The organism is Rahnella sikkimica (assembly GCF_002951615.1).
In the GTDB taxonomy this organism is placed as follows: Bacteria; Pseudomonadota; Gammaproteobacteria; order Enterobacterales; family Enterobacteriaceae; genus Rahnella; species Rahnella sikkimica.
In genome coordinates this window covers 3,650,629-3,675,946 of sequence record NZ_CP019062.1, presented here as the reverse complement: position 1 = coordinate 3,675,946, position 25,318 = coordinate 3,650,629, and the positions used below count along the sequence as shown (strand labels likewise).

19 protein-coding genes, 1 tRNA gene and 3 rRNA genes are annotated in these 25,318 nt (G+C 50.8%); 9 read left to right on the top strand and 14 right to left on the bottom strand.

Annotated elements, in window-relative coordinates; all coding sequences use genetic code 11:
* Positions 1 to 315: 315 nt before the first annotated feature.
* The 3 genes from dsbA to BV494_RS16960 all read right to left on the bottom strand — a co-directional run bounded on the left by dsbA (position 316) and on the right by BV494_RS16960 (position 2,334).
* Positions 316 to 939, bottom strand: coding sequence for a thiol:disulfide interchange protein DsbA (gene dsbA / locus BV494_RS16970; RefSeq protein WP_104923911.1), 624 nt, complete (start codon positions 937 to 939; stop codon positions 316 to 318).
* 46 nt (positions 940 to 985) lie between these two features.
* Positions 986 to 1,972, bottom strand: coding sequence for a serine/threonine protein kinase (locus BV494_RS16965; protein ID WP_104923910.1), 987 nt, complete (start codon positions 1,970 to 1,972; stop codon positions 986 to 988).
* Between the two features lie 92 nt (positions 1,973 to 2,064).
* Entirely contained in the window at positions 2,065 to 2,334 is a 270-nt protein-coding gene (locus tag BV494_RS16960) for a YihD family protein (protein ID WP_104923909.1), read from the bottom strand.
* Positions 2,335 to 2,485: 151 nt separating this feature from the next.
* Between BV494_RS16960 and mobA the strand changes: the two genes are divergently transcribed.
* Positions 2,486 to 3,073, top strand: a complete 588-nt coding sequence (mobA, locus tag BV494_RS16955; protein WP_104923908.1) for a molybdenum cofactor guanylyltransferase MobA — start codon at positions 2,486 to 2,488, stop codon at positions 3,071 to 3,073.
* A complete protein-coding gene (gene mobB / locus BV494_RS16950) occupies positions 3,070 to 3,600 on the top strand; it encodes a molybdopterin-guanine dinucleotide biosynthesis protein MobB (protein WP_104923907.1) in 531 nt (176 codons plus the stop codon). Before mobA ends, mobB begins: the two co-directional genes overlap by 4 nt.
* A 92-nt stretch (positions 3,601 to 3,692) precedes the next feature.
* Here the strand turns inward: mobB and rrf are convergent.
* The 4 genes from rrf to BV494_RS16930 form a co-directional block, all read right to left on the bottom strand.
* A 5S ribosomal RNA gene (rrf, locus tag BV494_RS16945) occupies positions 3,693 to 3,808 on the bottom strand.
* 123 nt (positions 3,809 to 3,931) lie between these two features.
* Positions 3,932 to 6,839: ribosomal RNA gene (locus tag BV494_RS16940) — 23S ribosomal RNA — on the bottom strand.
* A gap of 243 nt (positions 6,840 to 7,082) precedes the next feature.
* A tRNA-Glu gene (locus tag BV494_RS16935) sits at positions 7,083 to 7,158 on the bottom strand.
* A gap of 142 nt (positions 7,159 to 7,300) precedes the next feature.
* Positions 7,301 to 8,843 (bottom strand): 16S ribosomal RNA (locus BV494_RS16930).
* Together the 16S, 23S and 5S rRNA genes with 1 tRNA gene alongside form the textbook arrangement of a ribosomal RNA operon.
* A gap of 530 nt (positions 8,844 to 9,373) precedes the next feature.
* Between BV494_RS16930 and BV494_RS16925 the strand changes: the two genes are divergently transcribed.
* Entirely contained in the window at positions 9,374 to 10,063 is a 690-nt protein-coding gene (locus BV494_RS16925) for a FadR/GntR family transcriptional regulator (RefSeq protein WP_104923906.1), read from the top strand.
* Here the strand turns inward: BV494_RS16925 and rbsR are convergent.
* The 7 genes from rbsR to kup form a co-directional block, all read right to left on the bottom strand.
* Positions 10,046 to 11,056 carry a ribose operon transcriptional repressor RbsR gene (rbsR, locus tag BV494_RS16920; protein WP_104923905.1) on the bottom strand — a complete coding sequence of 337 codons (1,011 nt, stop codon included), beginning with the start codon at positions 11,054 to 11,056 and terminating at the stop codon, positions 10,046 to 10,048. The two genes, BV494_RS16925 and rbsR, sit on opposite strands and share 18 nt — an antisense overlap.
* Positions 11,057 to 11,986 (bottom strand): ribokinase, encoded by a 930-nt coding sequence (gene rbsK, locus BV494_RS16915; protein ID WP_104923904.1) that lies wholly within the window; start codon positions 11,984 to 11,986, stop codon positions 11,057 to 11,059.
* 60 nt (positions 11,987 to 12,046) lie between these two features.
* Positions 12,047 to 12,937: a ribose ABC transporter substrate-binding protein RbsB gene (gene rbsB, locus BV494_RS16910; RefSeq protein WP_104923903.1), complete on the bottom strand. Its 891-nt coding sequence runs from the start codon at positions 12,935 to 12,937 to the stop codon at positions 12,047 to 12,049.
* Between the two features lie 23 nt (positions 12,938 to 12,960).
* Positions 12,961 to 13,932, bottom strand: coding sequence for a ribose ABC transporter permease (gene rbsC / locus BV494_RS16905; RefSeq protein WP_104923902.1), 972 nt, complete (start codon positions 13,930 to 13,932; stop codon positions 12,961 to 12,963).
* A gap of 6 nt (positions 13,933 to 13,938) precedes the next feature.
* Complete coding sequence (gene rbsA, locus BV494_RS16900) at positions 13,939 to 15,444, bottom strand: ribose ABC transporter ATP-binding protein RbsA (RefSeq protein ID WP_104923901.1); 1,506 nt, start codon at positions 15,442 to 15,444, stop codon at positions 13,939 to 13,941.
* A gap of 7 nt (positions 15,445 to 15,451) precedes the next feature.
* On the bottom strand, positions 15,452 to 15,871 hold the full coding sequence (rbsD, locus tag BV494_RS16895; protein WP_104923900.1) for a D-ribose pyranase: 420 nt from the start codon (positions 15,869 to 15,871) through the stop codon (positions 15,452 to 15,454).
* Between the two features lie 214 nt (positions 15,872 to 16,085).
* Positions 16,086 to 17,954, bottom strand: a complete 1,869-nt coding sequence (gene kup / locus BV494_RS16890) for a low affinity potassium transporter Kup (RefSeq protein WP_104923899.1) — start codon at positions 17,952 to 17,954, stop codon at positions 16,086 to 16,088.
* Between the two features lie 267 nt (positions 17,955 to 18,221).
* Between kup and ravA the strand changes: the two genes are divergently transcribed.
* From ravA to rsmG, 6 genes are all read left to right on the top strand, one after another.
* Positions 18,222 to 19,730, top strand: a complete 1,509-nt coding sequence (ravA, locus tag BV494_RS16885) for an ATPase RavA (protein WP_104923898.1) — start codon at positions 18,222 to 18,224, stop codon at positions 19,728 to 19,730.
* A gap of 2 nt (positions 19,731 to 19,732) precedes the next feature.
* Entirely contained in the window at positions 19,733 to 21,202 is a 1,470-nt protein-coding gene (gene viaA / locus BV494_RS16880) for an ATPase RavA stimulator ViaA (RefSeq protein WP_104923897.1), read from the top strand.
* A gap of 20 nt (positions 21,203 to 21,222) precedes the next feature.
* On the top strand, positions 21,223 to 21,684 hold the full coding sequence (gene asnC / locus BV494_RS16875; RefSeq protein WP_104923896.1) for a transcriptional regulator AsnC: 462 nt from the start codon (positions 21,223 to 21,225) through the stop codon (positions 21,682 to 21,684).
* Positions 21,685 to 21,773: 89 nt separating this feature from the next.
* Complete coding sequence (mioC, locus tag BV494_RS16870; RefSeq protein WP_104923895.1) at positions 21,774 to 22,217, top strand: FMN-binding protein MioC; 444 nt, start codon at positions 21,774 to 21,776, stop codon at positions 22,215 to 22,217.
* 379 nt (positions 22,218 to 22,596) lie between these two features.
* The gene (gene mnmG / locus BV494_RS16860; RefSeq protein ID WP_104923894.1) at positions 22,597 to 24,486 is read left to right on the top strand and encodes a tRNA uridine-5-carboxymethylaminomethyl(34) synthesis enzyme MnmG; all 1,890 of its coding nucleotides are present in this window, start codon (positions 22,597 to 22,599) and stop codon (positions 24,484 to 24,486) included.
* A 130-nt stretch (positions 24,487 to 24,616) separates the two neighbouring features.
* Positions 24,617 to 25,237, top strand: coding sequence for a 16S rRNA (guanine(527)-N(7))-methyltransferase RsmG (gene rsmG, locus BV494_RS16855; protein ID WP_104923893.1), 621 nt, complete (start codon positions 24,617 to 24,619; stop codon positions 25,235 to 25,237).
* The last annotated feature ends 81 nt before the right edge of the window (positions 25,238 to 25,318 follow it).

Genomic DNA, 25,318 nt, shown 5'->3' with positions numbered 1-25,318 from the left:
AAAATCATTGCGAACTTGCGAGGGATCTCGAAGGATCTTCCTGTGGATAAGTTTGTGAATAGTTTCTGCAGGGGATTATTCTCTGAATTGCACTGGAAAATATTGCAGAATTTTAACTACTGGTTTCATCAGGTTATAGAAAGGAGGCGGGGATTTTTCGTGTAATATAAACTTAATAGCTTTTGTGGATAGTAATATTTATGAAAAATCATTCCCGGTAGAAAACATTTATATTTTCGCCTGCAATTATTTGTGATTTTTAATTTTGTGAAATGCCAACGCCAGCCTAAAGGCTGGCGTTGGGAGCAACACATCTTATTTTTTAGTCGATAAGAAGTTAATCACATCAGAGTATTGTTTGACGTAAGTGTCCATTGAACTGGTATCAAGTCCGTCATTTTTAACCATGTATTTGCCGTTAACAAATACAGAAGGTACGCCTTGCAGACCCAGATCGGCAGCGGCTTTTTCCTGCTGAACAACCAGTGATTTCACCACAAAGCTGTTAAGTGCAGCATCGTAGTCTTCACCTTTCACACCGGCCTGAATAAATACCTTACGGATATCATCAGCATTCTGAACAGACTGTTGTTTCTGAACGGCATCAAACATCAGCGGGCTGACTTTATCCTCAACACCCAGTGCAAGAGCAACAGCCCACGCCTGAGTTAATTGTTTACCCAAAGGCCCCAGGAATTCCACGTGGTATTTGGTGTATTTCACATCTTTTGGCAGGTTCTTACGGATGCTGTCTGATACATGCCAGACTTGTTCAAACTGATAGCAGTGTGGGCAATAAAATGAGAAGAACTCGAGTACCTGTGGTTCATTAGCAACGGTTTTATCTAAAGTAACGTACTGTGCACCATCAGAAAACTGTGCTGCAGATACACTGAAGGCCATAACCATACCAACCAGTGCCAGGAATATCTTTTTCATATAAAGCCTATCTCCATTTAATTAAACTTCGAACATTAATCGTGACTCAATACATTGGCATCAGCTGTAAAGGAGGTGCCTGTAATTTCTTAATTTGCTCGGTGAAAGCGGCTATCTGACTACGCCAAAAATCTTCGTCCTGCATCCACGGGAAGCTTTTAGGAAACGCCGGATCTCCCCAGCGCTTCGCGACCCAGGCCAGATAATAAACCATGCGCATAGCGCGCAGCGGCTCAATCAAGGCAAGTTCACTGGAATCAAAATCGGCAAACTCCTCATAAGCTTCCAGCAAAATATCTAACTGAATTCGTTGTTCACTTTGCTCGCCATGCAAAAGCATCCAGAGATCCTGAACGGCCGGACCGGTGCGGGCATCATCCATATCGACAAACAACGGGCCATCACGCCAGAGAATATTTCCCGGATGGCAATCGCCATGCAGACGTAATGGCTGCCAGTCTGTGTGCCAAAATTCCTGCGTCGTGCTTATCAGGTTATCTGTAACTGATAAGAAAGGTTCACGCAGGCTGACAGGGATAAGGGAGCATTGCGCGAGAACTTCGCGCGGCTGCGTCAGATACTCATCCAGCCCGATCGTTGGCCGCACGTTGAATTGACTCTGACTACCAATCTGATGAATACGACCGAGGAAACGTCCCACCCATTCCAGCTGGTCCAGATTATCGATTTCATACTGACGTCCACCCACGCTGGGAAACAAAGTAAACAGGTAACCCTGATGGCGATGAAGAGTATCATTATTGATAGAAAGGGGAGCGACAGCCGGTATTTCAGCTTCAGCCATATCAAGCGAGAAACGATGTTCTTCGTAAATTTGCTCTTCGCTCCAGCGTTCCGGGCGGTAGAATTTCACGACGTAACGTTTTCGGTCTTCACCAAGAAATTGGTAAACCCGGTTCTCGTAGCTGTTCAATGCAGTGAGGCCGGACTCAGCAATAAGACCGACACTCTCTAAAGCATCCAGGATAAGATCCGGCGACAATGCCTGAAAATTAAATGCTGAATTATTCATGACTTCATTCGGATTGGCCGCACAGAAAAATGACAATGGGAAATAGTATCATCTATTTTTAGCGGCACGCATGAAGTTCACATAAGTTTACATCAATCTTTAATCACGCCACGGGCACGTAAAAGAGCGGTTTTAAAGTCATCCTCGTAGTCTTTCTTAAGCCCCGGAATTTCCGCTGTGCTGTCTGTACCACGCATTTTAAGGTGATAAATCAAGGTGTCATCGCTCAGTTCACCTAATGGCCCCTGGTAACCACATTCGGTCGCCAATTTCTGAATAAACTCCATCAGATTCAGATCACAATCTTCTTTCCATGCCGGGTGCAGTAATCCAATCAACTCGTTTACGCGATGCTCTTTCATGATAATTCTCTCTATTAGCTTACAGACCCTAAAAATAACAGGGTTATTTCGTTTGGGGAAGAGCCAGCTTGCGGCGTAAAAGTTAAACCTGCCCGCCCTCATCGTAAGACGTTACAATCATCAGAATACAGATTTCCCGGCAGGAAAAATTATGAACCGCAGTGACATTACTGGCGTTATTTTGGCAGGTGGCCGCTCAACGAGAATGGGCGAGGATAAAGGGCTGATAGAAATAAACGGACGACCTTTATTTGAACATATCGCCGAGAAGTTACGACCACGGGTCAGTGAAATTCTGATCAGCTGTAACCGGAACAGGGAACGTTACGGAAGAGATTTTCAGACCGTCCCGGATATTACACCCGACTTTTCAGGTCCACTGGCAGGCATACTTGCCGCGTTGTCAGTGAGCAAAACCGAATGGGTTTTATTTGTCCCCTGCGATGCTCCCGCTTTTCCTGACAATCTTGCTGAAGTATTAAAGGCCGAAGTTAGCGGGCAGAACGCCGTTTATGCACGTGATCCTGAAAGAGCCCATCCAACACTTTGCCTGCTGAATCAAAAAATCATGCCAGACCTTGAATCTTATCTTGGAAATGGTGATAGAAAGCTGATGTTTTTCTTCGAAAAAATAGGCGCTAAATCAGCTCTGTTCCAGGATCCTTCAGCTTTTTCAAACCTCAATACACCGGAAGATGTTGAACTTTGGAAGGCTAGTCAGCGAGACATCAAACCATGAAAAGTACACAGATCCCTTTACTTGGAATCGTCGCATACAGCGGAACAGGTAAGACGACGCTGCTGAAACAACTCATCCCGTATTTACGTTCACGTGGTATCCGGACAGGCCTGATAAAGCATACTCATCATGATGTTGACGTAGATTCTCAGGGAAAGGATAGCTTCGAGCTACGCAAAGCCGGTGCTGACCAGACGATGGTCGCCAGCAGTAGCCGATGGGCACTTATAACGGAGACACCTCAGCAAAATCAGCCTGATCTTCACTATCTGGCCAGCCGCTTTGACGGCCACAGTCTGGATATGATTTTAGTGGAGGGGTTCAAGCATGATGAAATTGAAAAGATTGCCCTTCACAGAGAAGAAACAGGAAGACCGTCGGATCAGTTAATCGATGAGCATGTGCTTGCTGTTGCTACGGATCTTACTTCAGCAGCCGTTTTCAAAAATATCAAGGTTTTAGATCTTAATAACCCTGATGAAATCGGTGAGTTTATCGTCGAATGGTTGGAAAAAAAGAGAGAATAGGCGCGATATCTGCTCCTCCTCATTCAATATTTCTCAAATTCCCCATAGCAAAAAGCCCTGTACGTCAGTACAGGGCTTTCCACTTATTTGATGCCTGGCAGTTCCCTACTCTCGCATGGGGAGACCCCACACTACCATCGGCGCTACGGCGTTTCACTTCTGAGTTCGGCATGGGGTCAGGTGGGACCACCGCGCTAATGCCGCCAGGCAAATTCTGTTTCATTCATACCGCTCACCCCATATCAGGCTTGCACTACGAACCAATCTCGGAACAATCAGCTGAAAAATCTACGTCTTTCACAGAGCCAATACAAAACACCTTTGGTGTTGTAAGGTTAAGCCTCTCGGGTCATTAGTACTGGTTAGCTCAATGCATCGCTGCACTTACACACCCAGCCTATCAACGTCTTAGTCTTAAACGTCCCTTCAGGTGGCTTAAAGCCACAGGGAAGACTCATCTCGAGGCAAGTTTCGCGCTTAGATGCTTTCAGCGCTTATCTTTTCCGCATTTAGCTACCGGGCAATGCCATTGGCATGACAACCCGAACACCAGTGATGCGTCCACTCCGGTCCTCTCGTACTAGGAGCAGCCCCTCTCAATCTTCCAACGCCCACGGCAGATAGGGACCGAACTGTCTCACGACGTTCTAAACCCAGCTCGCGTACCACTTTAAACGGCGAACAGCCGTACCCTTGGGACCTACTTCAGCCCCAGGATGTGATGAGCCGACATCGAGGTGCCAAACACCGCCGTCGATATGAACTCTTGGGCGGTATCAGCCTGTTATCCCCGGAGTACCTTTTATCCGTTGAGCGATGGCCCTTCCATTCAGAACCACCGGATCACTATGACCTACTTTCGTACCTGCTCGAGCCGTCACTCTCGCAGTCAAGCTAGCTTATGCCATTGCACTAACCTCACGATGTCCGACCGTGATTAGCTAACCTTCGTGCTCCTCCGTTACTCTTTAGGAGGAGACCGCCCCAGTCAAACTACCCACCAGACACTGTCCTCACCCCGGATTACGGGGCCGAGTTAGAACATCAAACATTAAAGGGTGGTATTTCAAGGTTGGCTCCACAAGAACTGGCGTCCTCACTTCAAAGCCTCCCACCTATCCTACACATCAAGGCTCAATGTTCAGTGTCAAGCTATAGTAAAGGTTCACGGGGTCTTTCCGTCTTGCCGCGGGTACACTGCATCTTCACAGCGAGTTCAATTTCACTGAGTCTCGGGTGGAGACAGCCTGGCCATCATTACGCCATTCGTGCAGGTCGGAACTTACCCGACAAGGAATTTCGCTACCTTAGGACCGTTATAGTTACGGCCGCCGTTTACCGGGGCTTCGATCAAGAGCTTCGCATTGCTGCTAACCCCATCAATTAACCTTCCGGCACCGGGCAGGCGTCACACCGTATACGTCCACTTTCGTGTTTGCACAGTGCTGTGTTTTTATTAAACAGTTGCAGCCAGCTGGTATCTTCGACTGGATTCAGCTCCGGGAGCAAGTCCCTTCACCTACGCGCCAGCGTGCCTTCTCCCGAAGTTACGGCACCATTTTGCCTAGTTCCTTCACCCGAGTTCTCTCAAGCGCCTGAGTATTCTCTACCTGACCACCTGTGTCGGTTTGGGGTACGATTTCGTGTTACCTGGAGCTTAGAGGCTTTTCCTGGAAGCATGGCATCAACTACTTCACCACCGTAGTGGCTCGTTATCACGCCTCAGGGTTATACAGAAAAGCGGATTTACCAACTCTTCCCCCCTACACGCTTGAACCGGGACAACCGTCGCCCGGCTAGCCTAGCCTTCTCCGTCCCCCCTTCGCAGTAACACCAAGTGCTGGAATATTAACCAGCTTCCCATCGACTACGCTTTTCAGCCTCGCCTTAGGGGTCGACTCACCCTGCCCCGATTAACGTTGGACAGGAACCCTTGGTCTTCCGGCGTGCGGGTTTTTCACCCGCATTATCGTTACTTATGTCAGCATTCGCACTTCTGATACCTCCAGCAGCCCTCACAGACCACCTTCGACGGCTTACAGAACGCTCCCCTACCCAACAACGCATAAGCGTCGCTGCCGCAGCTTCGGTGCATGGTTTAGCCCCGTTACATCTTCCGCGCAGGCCGACTCGACCAGTGAGCTATTACGCTTTCTTTAAATGATGGCTGCTTCTAAGCCAACATCCTGGCTGTCTATGCCTTCCCACATCGTTTCCCACTTAACCATGACTTTGGGACCTTAGCTGGCGGTCTGGGTTGTTTCCCTCTTCACGACGGACGTTAGCACCCGCCGTGTGTCTCCCGTGATAACATTCTTCGGTATTCGTAGTTTGCATCGAGTTGGTAAGCCGGGATGGCCCCCTAGTCGAAACAGTGCTCTACCCCGAAGATGAGTTCACGAGGCGCTACCTAAATAGCTTTCGGGGAGAACCAGCTATCTCCCGGTTTGATTGGCCTTTCACCCCCAGCCACAAGTCATCCGCTAATTTTTCAACATTAGTCGGTTCGGTCCTCCAGTTAGTGTTACCCAACCTTCAACCTGCCCATGGCTAGATCACCGGGTTTCGGGTCTATACCTTGCAACTTGACGCCCAGTTAAGACTCGGTTTCCCTACGGCTCCCCTATACGGTTAACCTTGCTACAAAATATAAGTCGCTGACCCATTATACAAAAGGTACGCAGTCACCCAACAAAGTAGGCTCCCACTGCTTGTACGTACACGGTTTCAGGTTCTATTTCACTCCCCTCGCCGGGGTTCTTTTCGCCTTTCCCTCACGGTACTGGTTCACTATCGGTCAGTCAGGAGTATTTAGCCTTGGAGGATGGTCCCCCCATATTCAGACAGGATGTCACGTGTCCCGCCCTACTCATCGAACTCACAACGTATGCATTTTGTGTACGGGACTATCACCCTATACTGTGCGACTTTCCAGACGCTTCCACTAACACATACCCTGATTCAGGTTCTGGGCTCTTCCCCGTTCGCTCGCCGCTACTGGGGGAATCTCGGTTGATTTCTTTTCCTCGGGGTACTTAGATGTTTCAGTTCCCCCGGTTCGCCTCATTACACTATGTATTCATGTAATGATAATGTGTCGAAACACACTGGGTTTCCCCATTCGGGTATCGTCGGTTATTGCGGTTCATATCACCTTACCGACGCTTTTCGCAGATTAGCACGCCCTTCATCGCCTCTGACTGCCTAGGCATCCACCGTGTACGCTTAGTCGCTTAACCTCACAACCCGAAGGTGTCTTAAAAGACATCATCGCGCTGCGATTATTTGAGAGACTCTGTTACAGACAGAATCACCACTCAGTACTTCTACGGAGAGTGATGTTCAGCTGTAAACTTTCAATTTTTCAGCTTGTTCCAGATTGTTAAAGAGCAATATCTTAAACACGACTCGTTAGAGTCATCTTTAAGATTTTTTATCGTTCATAAAGAACTGTTGATAATGTCTTTCACACATTATCGGAGTGGCGTCCCCAAGGGGATTCGAACCCCTGTTACAGCCGTGAAAGGGCAGTGTCCTAGGCCTCTAGACGATGGGGACACGAAAAATCCGTACCAGACCGTAGAACGGTATGGCACTTTTCGCATCAGCGTAAGGTCTCCCTTACCGCATCAACAGGTGCTCTTGCTCATTAATTTCATCAGACAATCTGTGTGGACACTGCACAATGCGTATCTTGAGGTAAGGAGGTGATCCAACCGCAGGTTCCCCTACGGTTACCTTGTTACGACTTCACCCCAGTCATGAATCACAAAGTGGTAAGCGCCCTCCCGAAGGTTAAGCTACCTACTTCTTTTGCAACCCACTCCCATGGTGTGACGGGCGGTGTGTACAAGGCCCGGGAACGTATTCACCGTAGCATTCTGATCTACGATTACTAGCGATTCCGACTTCATGGAGTCGAGTTGCAGACTCCAATCCGGACTACGACATACTTTATGAGGTCCGCTTGCTCTCGCGAGTTCGCTTCTCTTTGTATATGCCATTGTAGCACGTGTGTAGCCCTACTCGTAAGGGCCATGATGACTTGACGTCATCCCCACCTTCCTCCGGTTTATCACCGGCAGTCTCCTTTGAGTTCCCGACATTACTCGCTGGCAACAAAGGATAAGGGTTGCGCTCGTTGCGGGACTTAACCCAACATTTCACAACACGAGCTGACGACAGCCATGCAGCACCTGTCTCAGAGTTCCCGAAGGCACTAAGCTATCTCTAGCGAATTCTCTGGATGTCAAGAGTAGGTAAGGTTCTTCGCGTTGCATCGAATTAAACCACATGCTCCACCGCTTGTGCGGGCCCCCGTCAATTCATTTGAGTTTTAACCTTGCGGCCGTACTCCCCAGGCGGTCGACTTAACGCGTTAGCTCCGGAAGCCACGCCTCAAGGGCACAACCTCCAAGTCGACATCGTTTACAGCGTGGACTACCAGGGTATCTAATCCTGTTTGCTCCCCACGCTTTCGCACCTGAGCGTCAGTCTTTGTCCAGGGGGCCGCCTTCGCCACCGGTATTCCTCCAGATCTCTACGCATTTCACCGCTACACCTGGAATTCTACCCCCCTCTACAAGACTCTAGCTTGCCAGTTTCAAATGCAGTTCCCAAGTTAAGCTCGGGGATTTCACATCTGACTTAACAAACCGCCTGCGTGCGCTTTACGCCCAGTAATTCCGATTAACGCTTGCACCCTCCGTATTACCGCGGCTGCTGGCACGGAGTTAGCCGGTGCTTCTTCTGCGAGTAACGTCAATGCAGCGTGCTATTAACACACTGCCCTTCCTCCTCGCTGAAAGTGCTTTACAACCCTAAGGCCTTCTTCACACACGCGGCATGGCTGCATCAGGCTTGCGCCCATTGTGCAATATTCCCCACTGCTGCCTCCCGTAGGAGTCTGGACCGTGTCTCAGTTCCAGTGTGGCTGGTCATCCTCTCAGACCAGCTAGGGATCGTCGCCTAGGTGAGCCATTACCTCACCTACTAGCTAATCCCATCTGGGCACATCCGATGGCGTGAGGCCCGAAGGTCCCCCACTTTGGTCTTGCGACATCATGCGGTATTAGCTACCGTTTCCAGTAGTTATCCCCCTCCATCAGGCAGTTTCCCAGACATTACTCACCCGTCCGCCGCTCGTCACCCAGAGAGCAAGCTCTCCTGTGCTACCGCTCGACTTGCATGTGTTAGGCCTGCCGCCAGCGTTCAATCTGAGCCATGATCAAACTCTTCAATTAAAAGTTCGATTTGCTTAAACAAGTTAAGCGGTGCTCAAAGTTTACTTTCGTAATAATTCACTAAATGAATTACTGCTTGGTCACTCTAAGACTTGATATTTTTTGCCACCGAGGTGGCTGATATCGTCTTGTGAGTGCCCACACAGATTGTCTGATAAATTGTTAAAGAGCGTACGTTGCGAGACTTAACTCAGCAACGTGGGAGGCAGATATTACTCTTTCTCCCTGAAGAGTCAACCATTTTCTTTTACAAGATGCGGTGTTTTCACCGGGTTGATTCTTCCTGACTGGGCGACTTGGTTCTCGTTAGAGGAGTCGTTGTTCCCGGTCAGTGGAGGCGCATTATAGGGAGTTCTCAGAAGGCCGCAACCCCTAATTTCAATTATTTTATCAACCGTTCACTAATCCAACAATTTCGCCCGAATCGGATAATAAACAACCTGATTCAGCTAAAAAAGCGCCAGTTTAAAGCCTGAGGCTGGCGTAAACTCTCCTTTATAATAAGAGAAAGACATTCAGGAATACCTTACATGTTACTCAATGCCCATCAGCAGGCTGCCCAACGTAACCTTTCTTACTTACTGGCAGAGAAAATTGCACAACGTATTTTGTCTGGCGAGTATCCAGAGGGTTCTATCCTTCCCGGTGAAAACGAGCTGGGTGAGATTTTTGGCGTCAGCCGGACAGCAGTGCGTGAAGCGGTCAAAACGTTAACCGCAAAAGGGATGCTCTTACCACGGCCCCGGATTGGTACGCGGGTGATGCCACAGTCCAGCTGGAACTTTCTTGATCAGGAATTACTGACCTGGTGGATGACGCGTGAGAACTTTGATGAGGTGATGGCGCATTTTATTGTTTTGCGCCGCGCGCTGGAGCCACAGGCTTGTGCCCTTGCAGCCATCTCAGCGACTCAGGAGCAAAAGCACCAGCTCTCTATATATATGTCTGAAATGCGCCAGCTACATAAGCACTTTGACCGGGAACGCTGGATAACCGTCGATACACAGTTTCACCAGTTGATCTATGAAGCCGGTAAAAACCCTTTCCTGACTTCCTTTTCGAATTTGTTCAGTTCTGTTTACCAGAGTTATTTCCGGGCGATCACGGAGAATGAAGTCATCAAGCTTGAACATCACCAGCGCCTGACGGATGCAATCCTCGCAGGCAACGCCAATGTCGCATTACAGGAATGCCAGCGTTTGTTACTTGCCGATAAGTGATCCTACGGACTGACGCACCACCAGTTCTGGCGTCAGCACTAAAACCTGAGGCTCTGATTCAGGTTCTTGCAGACGATGTAATAGTGCATCCACAGCCAGCTCGCCCAGAGAATCTTTCGGCTGATGAATGGTTGTCAGCGGAGGCATCAGATACTGCGCCAGCTGAATGTCATCGTATCCCACGACAGCGACATCATCGGGTACGCGTAATCCGCGCTGATACAATGCCTGATAGACGCCCACGGCCATCGCATCATTGCTGGCAAAAACGGCATGAGGCGGTTCGGACAACATCAGCAATTGCTCCATCGCCACCAGACCGCCGCCAAATTCAAAGTCACTGCTGACTTCATAACCCGGCAGAATCTCCAGCCCGGCTTTCTTCATGGCCTGACGATATCCGTTCAGCCGTTCCTGCGCCGTCGTTTTGTCCAGCGGACCTGTGATACACGCAATACGACTGTATCCGTGACGGATTAAATAGTCCGTCGCCATTTCTCCACCCAGCAATGCATTATCCTGAATCACATCGATTGAACCTTCGAAGGGCGACCAGTCCATCATCACAATAGGTAATGAAGGATAACGGCTGATGGCATCCTTCGAAGGCCGGTGATTTTCAGTACACATGATCAATAACCCGTCGACACGCTTTTGCAGAAGGGTTTCCAGGCTGCGGTTCATGCGTTCTGCGTCCCCGTCGGTATTACAGAGGATCAGACTGTAGCCGCGCTCATAGCAACTGCGCTCAACGCCACGAACCACTTCGGAATAAAACGGGTTACTGCTGGCGGTCAGCAACATTCCGAGGGTGCGGGTTTGATTGAGCTTAAGGCTTCGGGCTAACGCGGAGGGGGCATAGTTAAGTTGTTCAACGGCGGCATTCACTTTGTCGGCAATGGATTCGCTGACAAAGCGATTTTTATTGATGACATGAGAAACTGTAGAGGTTGAAACGCCCGCGAGGCGGGCGACATCTTTCATGGTGGCCAATCAGGCCTCCTGTTGAGCAAGAAAATCGTCGATTTCTTTACGCCACGGAACCGAGGGTTGCGCGCCAGGGCGTGTTACGGCTATCGCGGCAGCGGCATGGGCGAAACGCACGGCATTGTCCATGGTTTTGCCTTCGAGCAACGCGGTGACTAATGCACCGTTAAAGGTATCGCCGGCGGCGATGGTATCCACGGCTTTCACGCGGAACCCGGCAACCTGCTTACCTTCACCATTCTGGCTCAGCCAGACACCTTTACTTCCCATTGTAATGATGACCGTTGCGATACCTTTATCATGGAGTACGCGTGCAGCACGCGCAGCGTCATCATTATTGTCGACTTTAATCCCCGTCAGCTTTTCGGCTTCGGTTTCGTTCGGGGTGATCATATCCACCCGCGCCAGCAATTCATCAGGCAGTTCACAGGCCGGTGCCGGGTTAAGGATAACCTGTGTGCTATTGTCTTTTGCCAGCTTCGCTGCGGCGATAACCGTTTCCAGCGGCGATTCCAGCTGCATCAGCAGGGCTGAAGCGTCGATAATGTTTTGTTTGTAACGCTCAAGATAGTCAGGCGTGACGGCTTTGTTTGCCCCCGCATCGATACCAATGACATTCTCACCTTCCGCATTCACAAAAATCAGCGCTACGCCGGTGGTTGTCTCTTTGATGGCTTCGATAGGTTGCGTATCAATGTGGTCTCTCGCCAGCTGCTTGCGAACACGCTCGCCAATATCGTCATCTCCGACACAGGCAATAAATGAAATATCAGCGCCACTGCGACCGGCAGCAACTGCCTGGTTTGCACCTTTACCGCCGAAAGCCACGGTGTATTGCTTACCGATTACGGTTTCACCCGGTTGCGGGAAATGGTTGATATTCAAAATATGGTCGGCATTGATACTGCCGAGAACGACCAGTTTGCCTGTCTTCACGTGTTGCTCCCTGAGTTAAATAGCGCCCCCGCAAGGAGGCGCGCAGATACAGCGTCAATATTACGGCTGAGCAACCAGTTTCAAATCAACAGGGATAACCGCCGGGACTTTTTCGCCTTTCAGCACTTTGTCTGCGGTTTGGACGCCGATTACGCCGATTTGTTCAGGACGTTGTGCCACGGTAGCGCCCATTTTGCCACCGTTGACCGCTTTGATGCCGTCATCTGTGCCGTCAAAACCGACAACCAGCACGTCAGTTTTACCGGCAGTCTGCAGGGCACGCAATGCGCCGAGCGCCATTTCGTCATTCTGAGCAAAGACTGCCTGCACATCCTGATGCGCGGTCAGCAGGTTTTGCATCACGTTCAGACCTTTGGTGCGGTCGAAGTCAGCAGGCTGGCTGGCGAGGATTTTGAAATGGTGCTTTTCAGCGGCCTGTGCAAAACCTTTGCCGCGTTCACGGGCGACAGACGTTCCTGCAATCCCTTCCAGTTCGATAACTTTTGCGTTTTCGCCCAGTTTTTTGGCAATGTAATCGCCTGCCATCTGGCCGCCGAAGGCGTTATCAGAGGCAACGTGGCTGGCGACAACGCCCTTGGTCGCCTGACGGTCAAGGGTGATCACCGGGATTTTCGCCTGGTTTGCCATCGTAACGGCATTACCTACTGCGTCAGAATCTGTCGGGTTGATAAGAATCAGCTTGGTACCACGAACGGTCAGGTCCTGCACATTCGCCAGTTCTTTCGCCGGGTTGTTCTGAGAATCCAGAACCACCAGGTTATAACCCAGTTTGTCGGCTTCTTTTTGCGCGCCGTCTTTCATGGAAACGAAGAACGGGTTATTCAACGTTGAAACGACCAGTGCAATAGTATCTTTCGCCAGAACGTTAGCACTGAAGGAAGCAGTGATCGCTGCGGCGGAAACCCAGACAGCCAGTTTTTTCATATTCATGGTCATAAGTCCTGTAGGAGAGTTTATTTGTTGCTTTTGTTATCCACCAGAACCGCCAGCAGAATGACGACTGCTTTTACGATCATCTGGTAGTAGGAAGAAACACCTAATAAGTTCAAACCGTTATTCAGGAAGCCAAGGATCAAAGCACCGATCAGGGTGCCGACAATACGTCCTTTCCCGCCGGAGAGGCTGGTTCCCCCTAAAACCACAGCGGCAATCGCATCCAGCTCGTAACCGGTCCCCGCATTAGGCTGCGCGGAAGACAGACGCGCCACTTCGATGATACTGGCCAGAGCCGCCAGCAGCCCGCACAGGGAGTAGACGATGATTTTGACTTTATCGACGCTGATACCTGACAGACGCGTGGCAGGCTCATTACCGCCCAGCGCGTAGATATAACGCCCTAACCGGGTGTGATGCAGCATGTACCAGACTGCAATAAACACCACGGCCATCAGCCAGACTGGGGTCGGAATGCCCAGCGGACGTCCGATACCAAACCAACCGAATACGTCTGCCACATCGTTAAAACCGGTGCTGATCGGGCTGCCGTTGGTATAAACCATCGTGATACCGCGCAGCAGTAACATCATGACCAGCGTGGCAATAAACGCCTGCACCTTGCCTTTCGCAACAATCAACCCCGTGACAGCGCCGACACCGGCACCCAGCGCCAGCGCGCCCGCCACAGCAACCAGTGCATTAACTTCCAGCCCGACGATTGATGCGGCAACCGCACCGGTCAGCGCCAGCAAAGAGCCGACAGACAAATCGATACCGGAAGTCAGGATAACCAACGTCATGCCCACGGCCATAATGGCGTTGACCGACGTTTGCTGAAGAATGTTGAACAGGTTATTGACCGTGAAGAAGTTCGGGCTCAATGAGGAAACCACGGCAATCAACACCAGCAGCGCAATCAGAGACTTTTGCTCCAACAACCACTCTTTACTGATCCAGCGCTTTTTGGCTGGCAATGTCTGAGAACTCATATCTGATTACTCCTGCGTCACGCCGTATTGCTTGCCGACAGCGGCTGCCATCAACACTTCTTGCGTTGCCTGTTCTATCGGGAATTCACCGCTCAAATGGCCTTCATGCATCACTAAAATCCGGTCGCTCATGCCGATCACTTCCGGCATTTCCGAGGAGACTAAAATGATGCTCAGCCCTTCGCGCTTGAACTGGTTAATAAGCTGGTAAATCTCTTTTTTCGCGCCAACGTCAACGCCACGTGTCGGTTCGTCGAGGATCAGGACTTTTGGCCGCGTCATTAATCCGCGGGCAATTGCCACTTTTTGCTGATTCCCGCCGGAAAGCAGGCCGATGGTCTGCATCATCGATGGCGTTTTGATATTGAAGAGACGGATGAAATCGCCCACAGCCTGTTGCTCGTCGGCATGTTTCAAACGCCCGCCGCCGTGGCTGAAATAGCGCAACGCGGTCAGTGACATGTTTTCTTTCACCGACATCCCGAGCACCAAACCATCACGCTTACGGTCTTCGGAAATGTAGACGATGCCGTTTGCCAGCCCGTCCTGCGGAGAATGTGTGACGACCTCGCGGCCATCCAGCGAAACGTAACCACTTTTACGCGGCAACGCGCCGTAGAGAATTTTCATCAGTTCAGTACGGCCCGCGCCCATCAGGCCAGACACGCCGAGGATTTCGCCGCTGTGAAGTTCAAAGCTGACGTTATCCACACCCGAACCGCATAAATTTCGGACCTGCAAACGCAGTGCGCCGCGTTCGTGGTTTATCCGCGGATACTGTTCTTCTAGACGACGGCCCACCATCATTTCGATCAACGTATCTTCTTGCAGCTCGCAGACCGGACGTTCAGCAATAAACTGACCGTCACGGAATACGGTGACGTCATCGCAAATCTCAAAAATCTCTTTCAGGCGATGGGAGATATACACCACGCCACATCCGGCGGCTTTCAGTTCGCGAATGACGTTAAATAAAGACGCCGTTTCGGTATCAGTGAGCGCATCCGTCGGTTCATCCATAATGATGACTTTGGATTCAAAGCTCAGCACTTTGGCGATCTCAACCATCTGCTGGTCGCCAATCGATAATTCACCGACCAGCCGGTCGCTTTTGTAACGCAGATTCAGACGTGCCAGGAGTTTATCGGCTTCGGCGTACATCTTTTTCCAGTTGATGCGGCCAAAGCCGTTGACGAACTCACGGCCAAGAAAAATGTTTTCAGCGATAGTCAGCTGTGGGATCAGGTTTAATTCCTGATGGATGATGCCAATCCCCGCTTCCTGAGAAGCTTTCGGGCCATTGAAGGTGGTTTCCTTTCCAAGAAACTGTACTGAGCCGGCATCTTTCTGATAGATGCCGGTCAGCACTTTCATCATGGTGGACTTGCCCGCGCCGTTTTCTCCCACCAGCGCCATCACACGTCCCGGATAGACGCTGAGCGCCGCGCCGGAAAGTGCTTTTACGCCGGGAAAGGCTTTATCAATCCCTGTCAGTTTCAGCAAAGGTTGCATAAAGGCCTCAGAAGGTTACGCCAGCACACAGAATAACGTTCGCGTAAGGCGAACATTCCCCGCTGCGGATCACAGCCCGACTTTTTTCGCTTTGCACTTTGAATGCCTCATGACTGACGTAATCCAAAGCAATGGTGTTTCCCTGGTGTTGTTCGAGTTGTGTCAATTGAGCGAGCAACGCTTCATGGAGTTGAGGATTTTTAGTGAGGATTTCCTCGGCGAGGATAGCCCGCTCAACCTGCATCTCGTGTGTCACTACCTCTAAGACTTGTAAAAAGGTGGGGACTCCGTGGGTTAGCGCCAGATCGATGCGTTGGCAAGCTGCTGGCACCGGAAGACCGGCATCGCCAATAACCAGCTGATCGGTATGACCTAACCGGGCAATAACATTTGAGATTTCGGCATTTAATAGCGGTGACTTCTTCATTTTAACTCCTACAGCGAAACGTTTCGCTCACGGATGAGTTTATGAGTCTCGCAGAACTTGGCAATGAAGATGTGATGGAATTGTGATCAGCGTCGAAACGTTTCGCTGAACAATTCAGAAAACGCAGATCAATTTGAGTTAGCACTGACAGAAAGGGAAAGGCTGAAACAAAACGGGGCACCCGAAGGTGCCCCGTCCACAGCAAAATTGGAAATCAGATTTCCACCTGCGTACCGAGTTCGATCACGCGGTTCGGCGGGATCTCAAACTGGTCCGGCGCGCGCAGGGCGTTACGGCTCAACGCCATAAACAGTTTGCCGCGGAAGTACAGATACCAAGGGCGCTTGGTGAGGATCAGCGATTCGTGCGACATAAAGAACGAGGTTTCCATCATCCGGCACGGCAATCCTTCCAGACCACAGCGGTGGAAGATTTCTTCCACATTCGGCGTTTCTTTAAATCCGTAACTCGCGACCACGCGCCAGAATGTCGGCGAAAGCTGCTCAATGGTGACACGCCGGACGTTGTGCACATAAGGCGCATCTTCCGTTCGCAGCGTCAGCAGGACAACACGCTCATGCAACACTTTGTTGTGTTTGAGGTTATGCAGCAACGCAAAAGGGATCACGTTGATGGCGCGTGACATATAAACCGCAGTACCCGGAACACGAACCGGCGGTGATTTCTCCAGTGAAGCAATCATCGCTTCGAGAGAATTTCCGTGTTCGTTCATGCGGCGCATAAGACGGAAGCGCTCGCTTTTCCAGGTGGTCATGACGATGAACATGCACAGACCGAGCGTCAGCGGCAGCCAGCCGCCGGAGAAGAGTTTCGTGGCGTTCGCTGCGAACAGCGGGATATCTATAAACAGCAGGGCAATCAGCAAAAGCCCGACCAGGAACGGTTTCCAGTGCCAGTTTTTAAGCGCCACCGTACAGGAAAGAATACTGGTCAGCACCATGGTGCCGGTAACAGCAATACCATAAGCCGCCGCCAGATTACTCGAATGCTCGAAGCTGGCAATCACGATAACCACTGCAAAATACAGCAGCCAGTTAATCGCAGGAATGTAGATCTGACCGGCTTCCATTTCTGAGGTGTGGATGATGCGCATCGGCGGTAAATAGCCCAAACGCACAGCCTGACGGGTCAGGGAGAACACACCGGAAATAACCGCCTGAGACGCAATGATGGTTGCCAGCGTCGCCAGAATCAGTAACGGAATCAGCGCCCAGTCGGGCGCGAGCAGGAAGAACGGGTTTTTGATCGCTTCCGGATTTTTCAGCAGTAACGCGCCCTGACCGAAATAGTTCAGCACCAGAGACGGCAATACCACCGTAAACCACGCCAGACGGATCGGGAATTTCCCGAAGTGCCCCATATCGGCATACAACGCTTCCACACCGGTGATCGACAAGACAACCGCGCCGAGCGCCAGGAACGAAAAGGACTTATGCTCAATAAAGAAGTTCACCGCCCACATCGGGTTCATGGCGCGCAGCACTTCCGGGTTCTGCATAATGCTGTTCACACCGAGAACCGCCAGCGACAGGAACCACAGCAACATCACCGGCGCAAAAAGTTTACCCACAATGCCGGTACCGTGTTTCTGAATAATGAAAAGCAATGTCAGAACAAAGATGGAAAGAGGGACGATATAAGGATCGAGGGCAGGCGCGGCGATTTCCAGACCTTCCATCGCGGAAAGTACTGAGATAGCTGGTGTTATCACCACTTCACCATAGAAGAAGCTGCCACCGATCAGGCCAAGAATCACCAAAACAGCGGTGGTACGTGCCGACGTGTTTCTGCCAGCCAGAGACATCAGCGTAAGAATACCGCCTTCACCTGCGTTGTCCGCCCGCATCACGTAAGTGAGGTATTTGAGCGAAACAATGAGGATTAACATCCAGAAAATCAGAGAGAGAAAACCAAAAACGACGCTGGGTTCAACGTTGAAACCATAGTGACCAGAAAAGCACTCTCTTAAGGTATAGAGAGGACTGGTACCAATATCGCCATAGACCACACCAATGGCGGCCAGGGTTACTGCTGGGAGTGACCGTTTATGTTCAGTGCTCATATTTTGTTTCTTTTTTGCTCGAACATCCGCAAGCGATGCGTGCGCTCAGTCTTATGATGCCCACTAAAAGGCGCACAGTATGCACGAATAAATCAGATTGCCTACCCTTAAATGTGCAGCTAAACCGCCGTTAAGATGAACGCGGTCACAAATCTGATAATAGAAAATTTTTAGTAATCAACAAGCTATAACGATAAAAATAAACGTGGCATATCGCCATAAGCCAGTACACTATTCAACAACTAAATGGAAACCGGAAGAGACAGTATGGCGCAATCTCCCCTTCTGGCAGAACGGATAGCCCGTCTTGCTAACGCATTAGAACATGGTCTGTATGAGAGGCAAGATGCCATACGCCTTTGCCTGCTGGCAGCCTTATGCGGAGAGAGCGTTTTTCTGCTTGGGCCGCCCGGCATCGCGAAAAGCCTGATTGCCCGTCGCCTGAAATTTGCCTTCCGCCACGCGCGCGCTTTTGAATATCTGATGACACGCTTTTCCACCCCGGAAGAAGTCTTTGGTCCGCTGTCGATTCAGGCCCTGAAAGATGAAGGCCGCTATCTGCGTCTGACCGAAGGTTACCTGCCGGAAGCAGAAATTGTCTTCCTTGATGAAATCTGGAAGGCGGGTCCCGCCATCCTGAATACCTTACTGACGGCGATTAACGAACGCCGGTTCCGTAATGGCGAGCGTGAAGAGCCGATACCGATGCGCCTGCTGGTCAGTGCTTCCAATGAATTGCCCGAAGCCGATGGTGGCCTGGAAGCATTGTATGACCGTATGCTGATTCGCCTGTGGCTGGATAAAGTGCAGGATAAGCAGAATTTCCGCTTACTGCTGACCAGTCGAAACAATGAAAGCACCAATCCGGTGGCGGAATCCCTGAGTATCAGCGATGAAGAATACCAACAATGGCAGCCGGAGATCGACAAAGTCAGTCTTTCAGACAGTTGCTTCGAACTGGTGTTTCAGCTTCGCCAGCGTCTGGATGCGCTCGATACCGCACCTTATGTTTCTGACCGTCGCTGGAAAAAGGCACTCCGCCTGTTGCAGGCCTGCGCCTTCTTCAGCGGCCGGAATACTATCACCCCGATCGATTTGATTCTGCTGAAGGATTGTCTGTGGCATGACCTGAATACCTATCAGTTGCTGCAAACTCAAATCGAACAACTGATCACCGAACAGGCTTATCAGCAACAGACCTTGCTGATGAAAATCCAACAGCTCAACCAGCAATGGATGCAATATCAGCAACAACAAAGCTCACGCCAGTCGATTAAACTCAGCAAAAAAGCCGGGATTTTCAGCCGCAAGCCGCAATACAGCCTGCCGGATGCGCTCGTTGCCAGCGGCGTCACGCTGTTGCTGCAAACGCCTTTGCATCTGCATGAGATTAAAGTCACGCATCTGCTTTTTGAACGCAGCGTTCTGGAAGAGTGGATTAATAAAGGTGGCGTTCTGAAAGCCAAGCTTAACGGAATTGGTTTTGTTCAAACGGTTGATGCGGAAATCGATGATAAGCAGCAATTACTGGTGCTGGATGTCAGCCGTCAAAGTACGCCGCTGACGCTGCCAGGCAACGAACATATCGCGGTGCCGGAAGAAATGAAAAATACGCTGAATGACCTGACGGCAAAACTCGCTCAGCAAAGACATGAGTTCGGCCAGCAGCAGAACTGTCTTTTTGTTCCCGCGGTGTGGATGGCAAAAATTGAAGCCAGTCTTTTGCAGGTTTCTGAACAGCTACGCCTGCAGCAACAGACCTTCAGCGGGCACTGATCATGTTTACCCTGGAATCTCTGGATCTTCTGCTGGCGATCAGCGAAGGGGAGCTGATTGAAGAGCTGATCGTCGGGTTACTGGCCGCGCCAGCCCTGGCGGTTTTTTTAGAGAAGTTTCCACGGTTGAAGCGCGCACTGACCCGGGATCTTCCTGAGTGGAAATTGCGCCTGCGCCAGAGGATCCACGAAACGCCTGTACCTCCCGATCTGGCAAAAGAGTTTTATCTGTACCAGCATTGCCAGCAAACCGATGCTCTGACGTTTCAGTCGGAGCTGGGATCTCTGCTGGATGAACTGGCGCGGCTGAATTCCCCGTTTGCCACCGAAGCCCGTACCTTGCGGGACAATAATGAAACCTCCCGCACGGCACAGACCGGTAACAGCTTTCAGACGTTATTCCTTCAGCGCTGGCGCCTGAATCTGACGTTCCAGACGGTGAACGTTCATCACCAGTTGCTGGAACAGGAGCAGGAACAGCTTCAGGAAGAATTGTTACAACGCCTCGAGCTGAGCAGCGAGTTGTCTCCTTTATTAGCAGAGAACGATACCGCGGCAGGCCGGTTGTGGGACATGAGTAAAGGAAAGCGTCTTCGGGGCGATATCCAGTCGCTGGCGCGTTTTGGCGCTTTCCTCCAGCAGCAGCCGGAACTGATGAAACTGGCAGAACAGCTTGGACGCAGCCAGACGGTGAAAACCAGCCCGCATGAAGATGCCAAAATGGAAACGCACCGGCTGATGGTTCGCGAGCCTGCGACGGTGCCGGAAGAAGTGAATGGCATTCATCAGAGCGATGACATTTTGCGTCTGATGCCCACCGAGCTGGGCACGCTGGGCATTCCGGAACTGGAATATGAATTTTACCGGCGTCTGCTGGAAAAACGTCTGATGACCTACCGGCTGCAAGGCGACGTCTGGTGCGAAAAAGTCGTGAGACGTCCGGTGGTTCATCAGCAGCAGGAGCCACAGCCGCGTGGCCCGTTTGTGGTCTGCGTGGACACGTCAGGTTCGATGGGCGGCTTCAATGAGCAATGTGCCAAAGCGTTCTGCCTGGCGCTGCTAAAAATCGCTCTCGCTGATAACCGGAAGTGCTACATCATGCTGTTTGCCAGCGAAGTGATCCATTACGAACTGACTTCGGCCGGCGGGTTGGATCAGGCGTTGCGCTTTCTCGGCCAGCATTTCCGTGGCGGTACCGATCTGGCCGCCTGCCTGAATGCCACGCTGGACAAACTGGCCTCTCCGCAATGGCACGACGCAGATGCGGTCGTCATCTCAGATTTCATCGCCCAGCGTTTGCCTGATGAGGTGCAGAGAAAAGTTAAATTGCTGCAACGTGAAAAGCAGCACCGCTTCCACGCGCTGGCAATGTCACACTACGGAAAGCCCGGAATTCTGCGCATATTCGATCATATCTGGCGCTTTGACACCGGTGTTAAAAGTCGTGTTCAGCGACGCTGGCAGAGAAATTAAGCTTAAAGAGAAGGATAACCATGACTGAAATCTATCAGCTCGACGAGCTGGATCGCGGGATTCTGAACGCGTTGATGGAAAATGCCCGTACACCCTACGCTGAGCTGGCGAAAGTGTTCGCCGTCAGCCCCGGAACCATTCACGTACGCGTCGAGAAAATGAAGCAGGCAGGCATCATTACCGGCGCACACATCACCGTGAACCCTAAGCAACTCGGTTACGATGTATGTTGTTTCATCGGCATCATTCTCAAAAGTGCCAAGGATTATCCGTCCGCACTGAAAAAGCTTGAGAGTATAGAAGAAGTGGTGGAAGCCTATTACACCACGGGTCATTACAGCATCTTCATTAAGATCATGTGCCGATCTATTGATTCCCTCCAGCACGTACTTATCAACAAGATCCAGACGATTGATGAGATCCAGTCTACGGAGACCCTGATCTCCCTGCAGAACCCCATTACACGGACTATCCAGCCCTGAACCTCCATTTCTATACCCCTATTATCCACAGGTAGATCCCAGCTCATTCACAGCGTACAATAGCCCCCTTTTCTCGGGTTGAGAGCACAATGGCAGACATTACCCTGATCAGTGGCAGTACGCTTGGCAGCGCCGAATATGTGGCAGAACATGTGGCAGAAAAACTGCAAGAAGCCGGTTTTTCTACTGAGATGTTTCATGGCCCTGAGCTGTATGAAGTCCCGCAGGACGGCATCTGGCTGCTGGTGTGCTCCACGCACGGCGCGGGTGAACTGCCTGACAACTTGCAGCCCTTTTTAGAACAGCTGGACGATCAGCAACCCGATCTGTCCAAAGTGCGATTTGGTGCCTTAGGTTTGGGCAGCAGCGAATATGACACCTTCTGTGGTGCGATCGGCGCTTTGGATCAGAAACTGACCTCATTAGGGGCAAAAAGGATCGGTGAGCGTCTTGAGATCGACGTGACTCAACACGAAATTCCTGAAGATCCCGCTGAGATTTGGGTCCTCAACTGGATTAATTTGATCAAATAAGTGTAAATTTCAGGCGATCAGATGTGGATAACTATGCTTAAAAGCAGGGTAAAACCCGTAGTTATCCCTCTAACAACTCCTGTACGCTTTTCATGCTGTGCATAACTCTCAATTCTGATCCCAGCTTATACTGTCCAGGATCACCGATCATTCACAGCATTAGATCCTTCTTAGCATCCTGATCTTCTTAAACAAAAGAGACTTATGCACAGAGGATCGCGATCCTAATAGAAGTATTAATAAGAGATCTTTAAATAAAAAAGATCTTCTTTTAATTAGTGAAGATCCCCGGGGACTTGTGGAACCTCTAAACTTGAGTAGAATCCCTCCTCCCAACGCCATACAAAGAAAGTTCGCTTGAACGCCGAGGTGCAGTCGCATGTTTTATCCGGATCAATTTGACGTCATCATCATAGGTGGTGGTCATGCAGGTACTGAAGCCGCCATGGCTTCAGCACGCATGGGACGTCAGACCTTATTATTAACCCACAATATCGACACGCTTGGACAAATGTCGTGTAACCCGGCTATTGGCGGGATCGGGAAGGGACATCTGGTTAAAGAAGTGGACGCACTGGGCGGACTGATGGCGACCGCCATCGATCATGCGGGCATTCAGTTTAGGATACTAAACGCGAGCAAAGGCCCTGCCGTCAGGGCAACCCGTGCTCAGGCAGACCGTGTGCTTTACCGCCAGGCTGTCCGTACTGCGTTAGAAAATCAGCCAAACCTGATGATCTTCCAGCAACCCGTTGAAGACCTGATCGTCGAAAACGATCGTGTCGTGGGTGCTGTGACAAAAATGGGTCTCAAATTCCGCGCTAAGGCTGTTGTGCTGACTGTCGGGACTTTCCTGGATGGGAAGATCCACATCGGTCTGGAAAACTACAGCGGCGGCCGTGCAGGGGATCCTCCGGCGATCTCTTTATCACAGCGTCTGCGTGAGTTGCCATTACGCGTAAACCGCCTGAAAACAGGTACACCGCCGCGTATTGATGCACGCTCCATTGATTTCAGCGTTCTCGCGCAACAGCACGGCGATAACCCGGCTCCGGTATTTTCGTTCATGGGGAATGTGTCGCAACATCCGCGCCAGATCCCATGCTACATGACCTATACCAACGAAAAAACGCATGATGTGATCCGCAACAATCTGGATCGCAGCCCGATGTATGCAGGGATCATCGAAGGGATCGGCCCGCGTTACTGCCCGTCGATCGAAGATAAAGTCATGCGTTTTGCAGATCGTAATTCTCATCAGATCTTCCTTGAACCCGAAGGCTTGACCAGCAATGAAGTCTATCCAAACGGAATTTCGACCAGCCTGCCATTTGACGTTCAGATGCAAATCGTCCGTTCAATGCAGGGGATGGAAAATGCGGTGATCGTTCGCCCTGGCTATGCCATCGAATATGATTTCTTCGATCCTCGTGATTTGAAACCGACGCTGGAAAGCAAATTTATCGCCGGTTTGTTCTTTGCAGGCCAAATTAACGGCACTACCGGCTACGAAGAAGCCGCCGCACAGGGCTTGCTGGCCGGTATGAATGCGGCACGCAGCGCCAGCGAAGAGGACGGCTGGGCACCGCGTCGCGATCAGGCTTATCTTGGCGTTCTGGTTGACGATTTGTGCACACTCGGCACCAAAGAACCGTACCGTATGTTTACGTCTCGTGCTGAATATCGTCTGATGCTGCGCGAAGACAATGCCGATTTACGCCTGACTGAAAAAGGCCGTGAACTCGGTCTGGTCGATGACGCCCGCTGGGCCCGTTTCAACCTGAAACTGGAAATGATCGAACAGGAACGTCAGCGTCTGCGTGGGATCTGGGTTAACCCTCACCATGCTCATGTTGAAGAGATCAACGCGCATCTTTCGGCACCGCTTTCTAAAGAAGCCAGTGCCGAAGAACTGCTGCGTCGACCTGAAATGACATATGAACTGATCGCGAGTCTTTCTCCGTTTGCCCCCGGTGTACCGGATGTTGAGGCGGCAGAACAGGTCGAGATTCAGATTAAGTACGAAGGCTATATCGCCCGTCAGCAGGAAGAGATTGAAAAACAACAGCGTAACGAAAATACCGTATTACCCGTCGATCTTGATTACCGCCAGGTGAACGGCTTGTCGAACGAAGTGATCGCTAAACTTAACGATCACAAACCGATGTCGATTGGTCAGGCGTCAAGGATCTCCGGTATTACACCCGCTGCGATTTCTATTTTGCTGATTTGGCTTAAAAAACAAGGCTTACTGCGCCGCAGTGCCTGAAGCACATCCTTAATGACCGCTCTTTAAATCTGAAGGGCGGTCAATTCTTGCTTTTCCACCTTTTCTGGCTGTTTTATCATTTCTAAACCGGGCTGTTCCCGGCATATCGACTCTGTCTGAGGATTTCACTGTGCAAAAGAAACTGGACTCGCTGCTTGCTGCGGCAGGAATAGCGTTACCCGATCAGCAAAAACATCAACTGATTGGCTATGTGGAACTGCTGCATAAGTGGAACAAAGCCTACAACCTGACCTCTGTTCGTGATCCGATGCAGATGTTGGTACGCCATATTATGGACAGTATTGTGGTGAACGAGCATTTGCAGGGCAACCGTTTCATCGATGTAGGAACCGGGCCGGGCCTGCCGGGTATCCCGCTGGCGATTGTCCGCCCGGATTCACACTTCACGTTGCTGGACAGCCTGGGTAAGCGTGTACGCTTCCTGCGTCAGGTTCAGCATGAACTGGGCCTTAAGAACCTCGAGCCGGTACAAAGCCGCGTTGAAGAGTTCGAGCCTGAGCCGCCTTTTGACGGAGTAATCAGCCGGGCGTTTGCTTCGTTACAGGATATGTTGTCATGGTGTCACCATCTGCCTCAGAAAGGGCAGGGGCGTTTCTATGCGTTAAAAGGTGTACGTCCTGATGATGAGCTGACCGTGCTGCCCGAAGGACTCACTCTGGAAAACGTCATAAAATTGCAGGTTCCCGAACTTGACGGGGAACGTCATCTCATCATTCTGACGGCAAACTAAAGTTGAGTTTTATCAAATAATCCTTAAAAAACGTGTGTGTTATCTGAGTTAAAATGAGCAGGCTAATTAAATAGCAATGGT

What these genes read in the sequence shown, in the direction of transcription:
- asnC (WP_104923896.1), top strand. Translation starts at nt 21,223, where the DNA reads ATGACTGAAATCTATCAGCTCGACGAGCTGGATCGCGGGATTCTGAAC.
- mnmG (WP_104923894.1), top strand. Translation starts at nt 22,597, where the DNA reads ATGTTTTATCCGGATCAATTTGACGTCATCATCATAGGTGGTGGTCAT.
- BV494_RS16925 (WP_104923906.1), top strand. Translation starts at nt 9,374, where the DNA reads ATGTTACTCAATGCCCATCAGCAGGCTGCCCAACGTAACCTTTCTTAC.
- kup (WP_104923899.1), bottom strand. Translation starts at nt 17,954, where the DNA reads ATGAGCACTGAACATAAACGGTCACTCCCAGCAGTAACCCTGGCCGCC.
- viaA (WP_104923897.1), top strand. Translation starts at nt 19,733, where the DNA reads ATGTTTACCCTGGAATCTCTGGATCTTCTGCTGGCGATCAGCGAAGGG.
- mioC (WP_104923895.1), top strand. Translation starts at nt 21,774, where the DNA reads ATGGCAGACATTACCCTGATCAGTGGCAGTACGCTTGGCAGCGCCGAA.
- BV494_RS16960 (WP_104923909.1), bottom strand. Translation starts at nt 2,334, where the DNA reads ATGAAAGAGCATCGCGTAAACGAGTTGATTGGATTACTGCACCCGGCA.
- rbsA (WP_104923901.1), bottom strand. Translation starts at nt 15,444, where the DNA reads ATGCAACCTTTGCTGAAACTGACAGGGATTGATAAAGCCTTTCCCGGC.
- BV494_RS16965 (WP_104923910.1), bottom strand. Translation starts at nt 1,972, where the DNA reads ATGAATAATTCAGCATTTAATTTTCAGGCATTGTCGCCGGATCTTATC.
- ravA (WP_104923898.1), top strand. Translation starts at nt 18,222, where the DNA reads ATGGCGCAATCTCCCCTTCTGGCAGAACGGATAGCCCGTCTTGCTAAC.
- mobB (WP_104923907.1), top strand. Translation starts at nt 3,070, where the DNA reads ATGAAAAGTACACAGATCCCTTTACTTGGAATCGTCGCATACAGCGGA.
- rbsD (WP_104923900.1), bottom strand. Translation starts at nt 15,871, where the DNA reads ATGAAGAAGTCACCGCTATTAAATGCCGAAATCTCAAATGTTATTGCC.
- mobA (WP_104923908.1), top strand. Translation starts at nt 2,486, where the DNA reads ATGAACCGCAGTGACATTACTGGCGTTATTTTGGCAGGTGGCCGCTCA.
- dsbA (WP_104923911.1), bottom strand. Translation starts at nt 939, where the DNA reads ATGAAAAAGATATTCCTGGCACTGGTTGGTATGGTTATGGCCTTCAGT.
- rbsB (WP_104923903.1), bottom strand. Translation starts at nt 12,937, where the DNA reads ATGAATATGAAAAAACTGGCTGTCTGGGTTTCCGCCGCAGCGATCACT.
- rbsC (WP_104923902.1), bottom strand. Translation starts at nt 13,932, where the DNA reads ATGAGTTCTCAGACATTGCCAGCCAAAAAGCGCTGGATCAGTAAAGAG.